At 66.6% G+C, this 10,081-nt stretch carries 11 protein-coding genes and 1 pseudogene; 6 read left to right on the top strand and 6 right to left on the bottom strand.

From position 1 onward, the window contains the following. From ACFE7D_RS12825 to ACFE7D_RS12815, 3 genes and pseudogenes are all read left to right on the top strand, one after another. A pseudogene (locus tag ACFE7D_RS12825) lies at nt 1-497 on the top strand (F0F1 ATP synthase subunit beta); the annotation flags it as partial. A 4-nt stretch (nt 498-501) separates the two neighbouring features. After that, nucleotides 502-1,077, top strand: a complete 576-nt coding sequence (locus ACFE7D_RS12820; RefSeq protein WP_375395809.1) for a hypothetical protein — start codon at nt 502-504, stop codon at nt 1,075-1,077. A gap of 1 nt (nt 1,078) precedes the next feature. After that, nucleotides 1,079-1,333 (top strand): ATP synthase F1 subunit epsilon, encoded by a 255-nt coding sequence (locus tag ACFE7D_RS12815; protein ID WP_375395808.1) that lies wholly within the window; start codon nt 1,079-1,081, stop codon nt 1,331-1,333. Nucleotides 1,334-1,363: 30 nt separating this feature from the next. Here ACFE7D_RS12815 and ACFE7D_RS12810 read toward each other — a convergent pair whose 3' ends face one another. Together ACFE7D_RS12810 and ACFE7D_RS12805 are read right to left on the bottom strand one after the other, a co-directional pair. Next, the gene (locus tag ACFE7D_RS12810) at nt 1,364-2,923 is read right to left on the bottom strand and encodes a hypothetical protein (RefSeq protein ID WP_375395807.1); all 1,560 of its coding nucleotides are present in this window, start codon (nt 2,921-2,923) and stop codon (nt 1,364-1,366) included. Between the two features lie 53 nt (nt 2,924-2,976). Then, nucleotides 2,977-5,145 carry a primosomal protein N' gene (locus ACFE7D_RS12805; protein ID WP_375395806.1) on the bottom strand — a complete coding sequence of 723 codons (2,169 nt, stop codon included), beginning with the start codon at nt 5,143-5,145 and terminating at the stop codon, nt 2,977-2,979. A 266-nt stretch (nt 5,146-5,411) separates the two neighbouring features. Between ACFE7D_RS12805 and ACFE7D_RS12800 the strand changes: the two genes are divergently transcribed. Continuing rightward, on the top strand, nt 5,412-6,308 hold the full coding sequence (locus tag ACFE7D_RS12800; RefSeq protein WP_375395805.1) for a tyrosine recombinase XerC: 897 nt from the start codon (nt 5,412-5,414) through the stop codon (nt 6,306-6,308). 303 nt (nt 6,309-6,611) lie between these two features. Here the strand turns inward: ACFE7D_RS12800 and rdgB are convergent, their stop codons facing one another. Both rdgB and rph read right to left on the bottom strand, forming a co-directional pair. Further along, entirely contained in the window at nt 6,612-7,247 is a 636-nt protein-coding gene (gene rdgB, locus ACFE7D_RS12795; protein WP_375395804.1) for an RdgB/HAM1 family non-canonical purine NTP pyrophosphatase, read from the bottom strand. Continuing rightward, nucleotides 7,244-7,957: a ribonuclease PH gene (gene rph, locus ACFE7D_RS12790; protein WP_375395803.1), complete on the bottom strand. Its 714-nt coding sequence runs from the start codon at nt 7,955-7,957 to the stop codon at nt 7,244-7,246. The genes rdgB and rph overlap by 4 nt, the downstream gene beginning before the upstream one ends. Nucleotides 7,958-8,030: 73 nt before the next feature. On the opposite strand from rph, the gene hrcA reads away from it, so the two are divergent. Continuing rightward, nucleotides 8,031-9,089 carry a heat-inducible transcriptional repressor HrcA gene (gene hrcA, locus ACFE7D_RS12785; protein ID WP_375395802.1) on the top strand — a complete coding sequence of 353 codons (1,059 nt, stop codon included), beginning with the start codon at nt 8,031-8,033 and terminating at the stop codon, nt 9,087-9,089. Between the two features lie 25 nt (nt 9,090-9,114). After that, on the top strand, nt 9,115-9,642 hold the full coding sequence (gene grpE / locus ACFE7D_RS12780) for a nucleotide exchange factor GrpE (protein ID WP_375395801.1): 528 nt from the start codon (nt 9,115-9,117) through the stop codon (nt 9,640-9,642). A 1-nt stretch (nt 9,643) separates the two neighbouring features. Here the strand turns inward: grpE and ACFE7D_RS12775 are convergent, their stop codons facing one another. Continuing rightward, entirely contained in the window at nt 9,644-9,895 is a 252-nt protein-coding gene (locus ACFE7D_RS12775) for a BrnA antitoxin family protein (RefSeq protein ID WP_375395800.1), read from the bottom strand. Continuing rightward, nucleotides 9,846-10,081, bottom strand: a 236-nt coding sequence (locus tag ACFE7D_RS12770) for a BrnT family toxin (protein WP_375395799.1), incomplete at its 5' end; no start/stop codon positions are given. The genes ACFE7D_RS12775 and ACFE7D_RS12770, both read right to left, overlap by 50 nt.

The following is a 10,081-nucleotide window of genomic DNA, read 5'->3' as shown; positions in this document are numbered from 1 at the left end:
CCGCGGACGATCTCACCGATCTGGCCCCGGCCACGTCGTTCGCCCATTTGGACGCGACGACGACGCTGAACCGCGCGATCTCCGAACTCGGGATCTACCCGGCGGTCGATCCGCTCGATTCGACGAGCCGCGTGCTGGAACCGCGCGTCGTCGGGCAGGAGCATTACGACACCGCGCGCGCGGTGCAGTCGCTGCTCCAGCGCTACAAGTCGCTGCAGGACATCATCGCGATCCTGGGCATGGACGAATTGTCCGAAGAGGATAAGCTGACCGTGCAGCGTGCGCGCAAGATCCAGCGCTTCCTGTCGCAGCCCTTTCACGTCGCGGAGGTCTTCACCGGCATCAGCGGCAAGTTCGTGCAGATCGAGGACACGATCAAGTCGTTCAAGGCGGTCGTGGACGGCGAGTACGACCATCTGCCGGAAGCGGCATTCTACATGGTCGGCGGCATCGACGAGGCGGTCGCCAAGGCTGAGAAGATGGCGCAGGAGTCGTAGGCCGATGCCGGTCGCCGCCCTTATCGGCCTTGCGCTTTCCCTGGCGCAGCAGGCGCCGGCCGACCCTGGTCGGCCGCTTGCCGACCGGATTGAAGTGGCCTTCCGAGCGTGTGCGCTGCAGTTGACGCAGCGAGACTATCTTGCGCCTAAACATGCCACTGAACTGAGCGGCGTTGGCATCAACCTGAGTACCAAGCCGCCACCGATGGTCAGCGCAATGGCAGGCCGCCTGTTCGGCAATGACGGGATTTACGCCTCGGTCACGGCCCCCGCCGCCGAGATGTGGATTGCTGCTTCCCCGACTGTTCCGGCCTGTAAGGTGACGGTTGCCGACTCTGATCTCTCGCTTTCTGCGCGTGTTGACTGGTCAAACAAGCTGCGGTCCATGGCAGGTTGGACATTCGATCGGAGCCGGTCGGGCACCCAGGGCAATTTCATGCGCGATTTCTTCGTGCTTAATGCTGCGCGGCCCGGCCCGCACATGGTATTGCTGTTGGATGGCCCGAATATCGTTGCTCAGAACAGTCAGGGTATCCAGCTGATCATGACCGTCGCTTTTGACGTTGCGAAAGCTCCATAACATGCCCCTCCACTTCGAACTCGTCACTCCCGAGAAGCTGATCCGCTCGGAGGACGTCCATATGGTGACGGTGCCCGGCACCGAGGGCGACTTCGGCGTGCTGGAAGGCCATGCCCCCGTGATGTCGACCATCCGCGATGGCGCGCTATTGATATTCCGGTCCGAGAAATCGGAGCCGGAAACGATAATGATCCGCGGTGGTTTTGCGGAAGTCGACGACCGCGGCCTTACCGTACTGGCGGAGCATGCGGACTGACGATATCCTGCGCGTTCTGCCTGGGGAAGCTCAGCCTTTCTTGTCCTTCTCTTCGGGCTTCTTGTCCATTTCCATGAGCGCGGCTTTGCTGCCGTCCTTGTCCAGGACCGCCAGGATTTTCTGCGCACGGTCGGCCTGGCCGGGCTCGTCCAGGTTATAGGCCACGGGGCCCAATGCGACCTTCGCTTGGGCAGCCTTGTCCTGCACCAGCAGCACATGCGCCGCCTTGATCCGTACCGATGCGTCGTAGGGCGCGAGCGCATAGGCATAGAGCATCGCGCCCTCGGCATTCTTCGTCGGCGTCTGACCGGCGGCGGCATAGCTTTCGTAGAAATCGATGAGCGGCTGCGGCGCCTCCGGATCGATCTTGTTCGCCGCGAGGAACCATTGGCGGATCGCGGACCATTTGGCCGGATCGACGATCTTATTCTTCTTTGCCGCCGCGGCTTGCGCCATGCCCCGGTAGACGAGCGCATGGATCGACTTGGGGTCTGTCGCGAGCGCCCGATCGGCAGCCGCCTCGGTGCGGACGTAACATGCCGCGTCTGATGTCGGATCGGTCGAACAGACGTCGAACTCGGCTTCCGCCACCTCGTTCTGTACGAACGCGTCGTCCGGATAGGATGCCGCGACCCGGCGTGCCATTGCCGCAACGCCCGGTGCGGCTTTGGATGTTACGCCGCGCTTCGACAGGATAAAGGCCGGCATGATTGCCGCCTCCGCCGCCGTGAGGGGCTGAACGCTGACCTTGCCGATCGTCAGGTCCTTCGCCGGGATCAGCGCGGATGGTAGGACGGACTGCTTGCCATAGGCGTTCAGCTTAAAATCCAGCGCATTCGGGTTGCCGAGGAGCGCGTTGGCTTCCCTGGGAGATTTGCCCGAATTGATCGCCGTCACATAGGCGGCGAATTGCCCCAGCCGATCCTTGTTGAAGATCAGATAGTCGGCGAGCAGCCATCCGCGGCTATATAGCGCATCCCGCTGTTCGCCGCTGAGATGGCCCGGATTGGGCAGCAGCAACTGCGCGGCCGGCAACAAATTCATATTGCCGACGGTGTAGCCGCGATAGGTCGGAGTCGCGCCGAAGATGACATCGCCGTTCCGTATGATCGCGGTGGCATGCAATTCGGCAAAGCCCTCGACGAACCATGGCGGGAACGCGGCGTCCGACCAGGCATCGTTGGTCAGCATCCAGTGGTGCGTATATTCGTGGAACAGGATGGCCTGCGACGTGAAGCCGTGATCCGCGCCGTCGCCCGAACTGCGTGGCGTGAAAGCGACCGATTCGCCAGCGCGGGGCTGGTAGAAGCCGGCAACGTCCGCCCGGCCCGCCAGCTTCTGGATCGCCGCGATGTCGCTGACGACGAACACGGTGACACGCGCGCTGTCGCCACGCTTGTCCTCGGGTGCGACGTGCCAGACGCGCATCGCCTTGTCGAATTTCTCGAGCTTGACCGTGAAGGCCTCGACATGCGCCGGTGTGTCGTCGGAATAGACGATGAAATGCCGCGACGTCGCGCGCTGCCAGGAGGCACTGGCGGATGTGGACAGCAATAACGCGGCCGCCGCGGCAGTCATCTTACGAACCATGAATATTGTCCCCCATACCAGAGGCTAGCCAGCGACGATCGCGCGTTCAACCCTCATAGAAAACTATAAGGGTCCACATCCACCGTCACCCGCACCTTTGCCGACCGGGCAAGGCCGGCGAGCCAATCGCGGATGATGTCCTGCACGTCCACTGCGCGCCGGGCATGGACGAGCAGGCGGAAGCGGTGGCGGCCGCGCAGCATCGCCAGCGGGGCGGGGGCGGGACCATAGACTTGCATGCCGTCCACCGTCGGCGCGGCGCGTGCGACCGCGCGGGCGGTCTCCTGTGCCGCGGCCTGGTCTTCGGATGACACGATGATCGCGGCATAGCGACCGAACGGGGGTGCGCCGGCGTCGCGTCGTGCCTCGGTTTCCGCGGCGTAGAAGGCGTCCGCATCGCCGGTGATCAGCGCCTGCATCACTCTGGCGGTGGGGCTGTGCGTCTGGATCAGGACATGGCCGGGCTTGTCCCCGCGGCCGGCCCTGCCCGAGACCTGGCGGATCTGCTGGAAGGTACGCTCCCCCGCGCGGAGATCGCCGCCCTCCAGGCCCAAGTCCGCATCGACGACGCCGACCAGCGTGAGGTTGGGGAAATGATAGCCCTTCGTCACCAACTGGGTGCCGACGACGATGTCGATCGCCCCCGCATCCATCCGCCCGACGAACTCGGCCGCGCGTGCCGGGGACCAGATCGTGTCCGATGTCACGACCGCGGTCCGGGCGGCGGGGAACAGCGCGGCGACCTCGTCCGCGATCCGCTCGACACCCGGGCCGCAGGCGACCAGCGTATCCTCGTTCCGGCATTCGGGACAAAGCCGCGGGACCGGCTCGACATGGCCGCAATGATGGCAAGTGAGCCGCCGGGTCAGCCGGTGTTCCACCATCCAGGCGGTGCAGTTCGGGCATTGGAAACGGTGGCCGCAGGTCCGGCACAAGGTCAGCGGGGCATAGCCGCGGCGGTTGAGGAACAGCAGCGACTGTTCGCCGCGCGCCAGCGTCTCCGCCATCGCCTTCACCAGCCGCGCGGACAGCCACCGGCCGCGTTCGGGCGGTTCGCGGATCAGGTCGATCGCGGCAATCGACGGCATTTCCGCCGCGCCGTAGCGGCCGGGCAGTTTCACCTCCGCGTAGCGGCCGAGTGCGACCTGCTGACGCGTTTCGATCGCCGGCGTGGCGGAGGCCAGGATCACCGGGCAATGTTCGAACATACCGCGCATCACCGCGACGTCGCGGGCATGATAATGGACGCCTTCCTCCTGCTTGAAGCTCGTTTCGTGCGCCTCGTCCACGATGATCAGGCCAAGCCGCTTGTAGGGCAGGAACAGCGCCGATCGCGCGCCGACGGTCACGAGCGCCTCCCCGCCGGCGATCGCCCGCCACGCGCGGCGGCGCTGGGTGGAGCGAAGCCCCGAATGCCAGGCGACGGGTTCGCAGCCGAACCGGTCGTGGAAACGATTCAGAAACGGTTCGGTCAGCGCGATCTCGGGCAGCAGGACCAAAGTCTGTCGACCCGCCCGGATCGCTGCGGCGACCGCTTCGAAATACACCTCGGTCTTGCCCGATCCCGTGACGCCGTCGAGCAATGTCGGGGCGAAGCGGTGCGCGGCAACGTCGTCGGCAAGGGCGGTCGCGGCGGCGGTCTGGTCCGCGCTCAGGATCGGTGGCGCATGATCGGGGTCGGGCAGCGGGAAGGGGCTGTCGATGCCGACCGATACCGCCTCGATCGCGCCGGCCTTGACGAGGCCGCGAATCACACCGTCGGATACGTCGGCGATCCCGGCGAGTTCGCGGATCAGCCCCTGTCGATCGGCGATCCGCTCCAGCGCCTGCGTTCGCTGCGGGGTCAGGCGCGGCGGTGGCGTGTTCGTCGCACGGTATTCGGTCGCGGTGCGTGAGCCTTCCAGGGCGGACGTGGAGGCGAGCGCCATCCGGACCACGGCGGCGGGCGCGGCGAGATAATAAGCGGCGGTCCATTCGACCAACCGGCGCAGGGGCGCACCCAGCGGTGGCGTATCCGCTACCCCGAGCAGCGGCCGCAACCGGTTGTCGCCGACTTCGGAGTCCGCGGGCAGATGCTCGGCCTCCCACACCACCCCAAGCAACTGTCCGGGGCCGAGCGGCACGACGACGATCGAACCGGGTTCGACCTGCATGCCGGCGGGAACGCGGTAATCGAGCGGGCCGAGCGCCGAATTCAGGACGAGAACGCGGACCCGGGACATTGCATGTATATGGGGCCCAGTGTGCACCGCGTGAACCCGGTTCGCCGATCATGATCACGACGTCGGGCCGCCCGATAACGCGACGACCACCGCGATCGGCAACCCGCCGACATGTGACAGCGTACAGCCCCAGTCGCAGTCGATCAGGTTTAGCATCACATCAAGCCTGTCGAACGACGGGGCAATCCCTCGGTCGCGCCCCTTTCTTTCATGCTCGCCTCGATTTTCCTTCCTCCACGCAGTCCCCAGCGGCAGGATCGCGTGCGATGACCGCGCCGCCCATCACGCTTGCCGCAGCCTGGGCGATGCATCTGCAGAACGATCGCCGTCGATCGGTTCATACCGTGCGCGCCTATGCCGCGACCGCCGCGCGGCTCGTCGCGTTCCTGAACGATCACTGGGGGCAGCCGATCGACCGCAGGGTGCTGGCGCGGGCAACGACGATCGATCTGCGATCGTTCCTCGCGAAACGGCGCAGCGACGGGCTGGGCAATGCCGCCGCCGCACGCGAATTGTCCGCGGTGCGTGGCTTTCTCGCCTGGGCCAATCCGGCGGCCTCGGCTCCACGCACACGCGGCCCGCGCGTCAAGAAGGGGGTGCCGCGTCCGATAGCGCCTGCCGATGTCATCGCGCTGGCGACCGACGTAGCCGACGACGCGGCCGAACCGTGGATCGGCGCGCGCGACTGGGCGATCCTGATGCTGCTATATGGTGCCGGCCTGCGCATCGGGGAGGCGGTGGCGCTGCCGGGCGGCATCCTGCCGCTCGGTGCGACGCTGGCGGTGACGGGCAAGCGCGCGAAGACCCGGATCGTGCCGTTATTGCCGCAGGTCCGCGATGCGATCGACGCCTATGCCGCGGTCTCTCCCTGGCCGGGCGCGCGCGATGCGCCGTTGTTCCGCGGCGCCAAGGGCGGCCCGCTGTCGGCGGGTGTGGTGCGCAAGTCCGTGCAGGCGGCGCGGGGGCGGCTGGGTCTTGGCGATCGGACGACCCCGCACGCGCTGCGCCACAGCTTCGCGACCCATCTGCTGGGCCGCGGTGCGGACCTGCGGGCGCTGCAGGAACTGCTCGGCCATGCGAGCCTGTCGTCGACCCAGGTCTATACGGGGGTGGATGCCGCGCATCTGCTGGACGTCTACCGGAACGCCCACCCGCGGGCGTGATACCAGAGATCGGCACGTTCGATTCGCCGAGTCGGGGCGCGGAAGTGGACGAACCACACGCCACGTCAGCGCCGGAAACCCTTCCCGCATAACGCTACGAAGGCGCGTTGCGGCGGCGTGGAGGCGGAGTGCGGCATGGTGACGAGCACAGCGAAATGTCGCCGTGTAGGACAGCATTTTTCGCCATCATATTCGCGCGAAGGCGAGCGGTCGCGGCAAGTTGCCACTGACAATAGCTGACCATCCTGTCCTGACGTGAAGTGCAAGTTGGTCGCCATGAATGTCGAACACCCTTCACTTCTCTCAAAACACCGATGCAACCAGCTGCGCGAACGCGTCCGCCCGGTGGCTGACGGCGTGCTTCTCCTCGGGGTCCAGTTCCGCGTACGTCTCGCTCCGGCCATGGGGCACGAACACCGGATCATAGCCGAAGCCCACCGTCCCGCGCGGCGGCCAGGTGAGCGATCCTTCCGCGCGACCTTCGAACCATTCGACATGACCGTCGGGCCAGGCGAGCGCGAGGACGCAGACGAAATGCGCGTCGCGCGCCGTGTCGGGACCCTTCGCCTGCAAGGCATCCTCCACCTTGCGCATGGCGAGGGCCCAGTCGCGGCCGTTCGGCGTCTCCGCCCAGTCTGCGGTGTAGACACCCGGATCGCCATTCAGCGCATCGACGCACAGTCCGCTGTCGTCCGCCAGCGCGGGGAGGCCCGACAGGTCGGCCGCAGAGCGCGCCTTCAGCTCGGCATTGGCGAAGAAGGTCGTGCCCGTCTCGACCGGTTCGGGCAGGTCCAGGTCGGCGGCGGAAACGGGTTCGACGCCGTAGGGGGCGAGAAGCGCGGTCAGTTCGCGGACCTTGCCCTTGTTGTGGCTGGCGATCACCAGCCTGCCCGGGGCGAGCTTGCGGATCGCCTGCCGGGCATCGCCGCCGCCGCTCACGCGACGGCGGCTGTCTGCGCGGCGAAGATATCCGTACAGCCCATCCGCGCGAGACGGAGCAGGCGGAGCAGCGCCTCCTCGTCATAGGTCGCATGTTCGGCGGTGGCCTGCGCCTCGGCGATGTTGCCGTTTTCCAGCAGCACGAAATTGCCGTCCGCGTCGGCGTTCGAATCTTCGTCGTAATCGAGGTCGAGCACCGGCGTGCCCTGGTAGATGCCGCAGCTGACCGCGGCGACCTTCTGCTTGATCGGATCGACCGACAGCTTGCCGCCTTTCAGCAACCCGTCGACCGCGAGCCGCAGCGCGACCCAGGCACCCGAGATTGAGGCGGTCCGCGTCCCGCCATCGGCCTGGATCACGTCGCAATCGAGCGTGATCTGCCGCTCGCCGAGCGCCTGCATATCGACCACGGCGCGCAGCGACCGTCCGATGAGCCGCTGGATTTCCTGCGTCCGCCCCGACTGCTTGCCCTTCGCTGCCTCGCGATTGCCGCGAGTATGAGTCGCCCGCGGCAACATGCCGTATTCGGCGGTGACCCAGCCCTGACCCTTGCCGCGAAGGAACGGCGGCACCCGTTCCTCGACCGACGCGGTGACGAGCACCCTGGTATCCCCGAAGCCGATCAGCACCGACCCTTCGGCATGACGGGTGAAACGCGGTTCGATGGTGACGGGGCGCATCTGGTCGGGCGAGCGGCCGCTTGGGCGCATGGATATTCCTTCTTGGTCTGGTCTCGGTCCGCCTAGCCTTTCGCATTGCCGCTCGCCAGCCTAGATCGGGTCGATGCCCCTGCTGCCCGTCGCCGAACTGACCGACCGCGCGCGCGATATCTTTCGCGTGGTGGTGGACAGCTATGTGGCGAACGGATCGCCGGTGGGATCGAAGACGATCGCGCAATTGTCGGGGCTCAGCCTCTCGCCGGCATCGATCCGCGGGGTGATGCAGCAACTGGAGGAGGCGGGGCTCATCGCTTCGCCGCATACCAGCGCGGGGCGGTTGCCGACCGACCGCGGGCTGCGGCTGTTCGTCGATGGAATGATGCAGGCGCTGGAGCCGTCCGCGCAGGAACGGGCCGCGCTCGAGATCGGGCTCGGCGGGTCGCGCGTCGGCGGCGGCGGACCGGTCGAGGAGGCGCTGGCGGCGACGACCGCGGCGCTGTCGGGGCTGTCTGCCTGCGCGGGACTGGTGATGGTGCCCAAGCGCGAAACGAAACTGCGTTCGATCGGATTCGTCCCCCTGTCGGCCGATCAGGCGATGGCGGTGCTGGTGAGCGAGGACGGGTCGGTCGAGAACCGGGTCATCGCGCTGCCGGGGGGGATGACGTCGTCGGCGCTGGTCGAGGCGGGTAACTACATGTCCGCGACGCTGGGTGGACTGACGCTGGCGGAAGCACGGCTCCGGGTCGATCGCGAATTGGCCGATGGTCGCGCGGCGCTGGACGGTGCGGCGCGGACGCTGGTCGAGCGCGGGCTGGCGGTGTGGAGCGAGGATGGCGCGCGGCGCCCGGTGCTGATCGTACGCGGGCAGGGGCGTCTGATCGACGCCGCCGCCGCCGCGGACCTGGAACGGGTGCGCGATCTGCTCGACGATCTGGACGGCAAGCAGGAGATCGCGGCGTTGCTCGATTCGGCGCGGGCGGGGGATGCGACGCGGATCTTCATCGGCGCGGAAAACGAAATGTTCGCGCTGTCGGGATCGTCCGTGATCGCCCGACCGTTTCGCGGTGCGGGCGGACGCGTGGTCGGCGTCGTGGGGGTGATCGGCCCCACGCGGTTGAACTATGCGCGCGTCGTGCCCATGGTGGATTTCACGGCGGCGACGCTCGCCCGGTTGATGGGTTGAGCGTCCGATTACTACAGGGATTTGCATGACCGATAACGAAGAAAACCTCCGCGAAGAGACCGCGGACGCAGCGCCCGAAGTGGCGGAACACGACCGTGTCGGCGAGCTGGAAAACCAGCTGGCAGAGGCGAAGCAGAACGTCCTGTACGCCCAGGCCGAAATTCAGAACGTCCGCCGCCGCGCGGAGAAGGAGGCGCAGGACGCGCGCGCCTATGCGACTACCGGTTTTGCGCGTGACATCCTTTCGGTCGCGGACAATCTGGAACGCGCGCTTTCGGCCATCCCGGCGGATTTGCGCGAGGATGCGAAGTTCAAGGGCCTCGTCGCCGGGTTGGACGCGACGGGGCGCGAGCTGACCTCGATCTTCCAGCGCAACGGCATCACCCGGATCACCGCGCTCGGCGAGACGCTCGATCCCAACAAGCACCAGGCGATGCTGGAACTGCCAAGCGACCAGGCCCCCGGTACGATCGTGCAGGAGATGCAGGGCGGGTACATGATCAAGGACCGGCTGCTGCGGCCCGCGATGGTCGGGGTGGCGAAGGCGGGGTGACCTAAACGTTCGCCGCCTTCAGTACCGCATTGATCCGGGCCTGCCAGCCCGGGCCCGTGCCACGGAATTTGGCGAGCACGTCCTGATCGAGCCGCAACGTCACCTGCTGCTTGGTCGGGGCTAGCTGAAGGCCCCGGACGCGACGATCGCGCTCGATCAGCGCCTGCCGCAGCGCCGCTTCGGTGACGTCGCCATCCTCGGGGTCATCCGGATCGGCCGGAATAGCGATGATATCCTCTAATTTCTGTCTCATTGCTTTTCCTTAATGAAATAAACCGTATCGTTGCTCCACGTCGGACAAAAACCGCCGTCCACAACCTGTTGCCGACGAGTCCGATCGCCTTGTCACGTTGTTCTCCGTCCTCGAAGCGAATGGTCGGAACGACAACCGATCCGGGATCGCCAAAGACTCGTTCGCCGAACCGCAGCGACACCCCGT

It is taken from the genome of uncultured Sphingomonas sp. (assembly GCF_964244235.1).
Classification (GTDB): Bacteria; Pseudomonadota; Alphaproteobacteria; order Sphingomonadales; family Sphingomonadaceae; genus Sphingomonas.
This window is presented reverse-complemented; position numbering and strand designations above follow the sequence as displayed.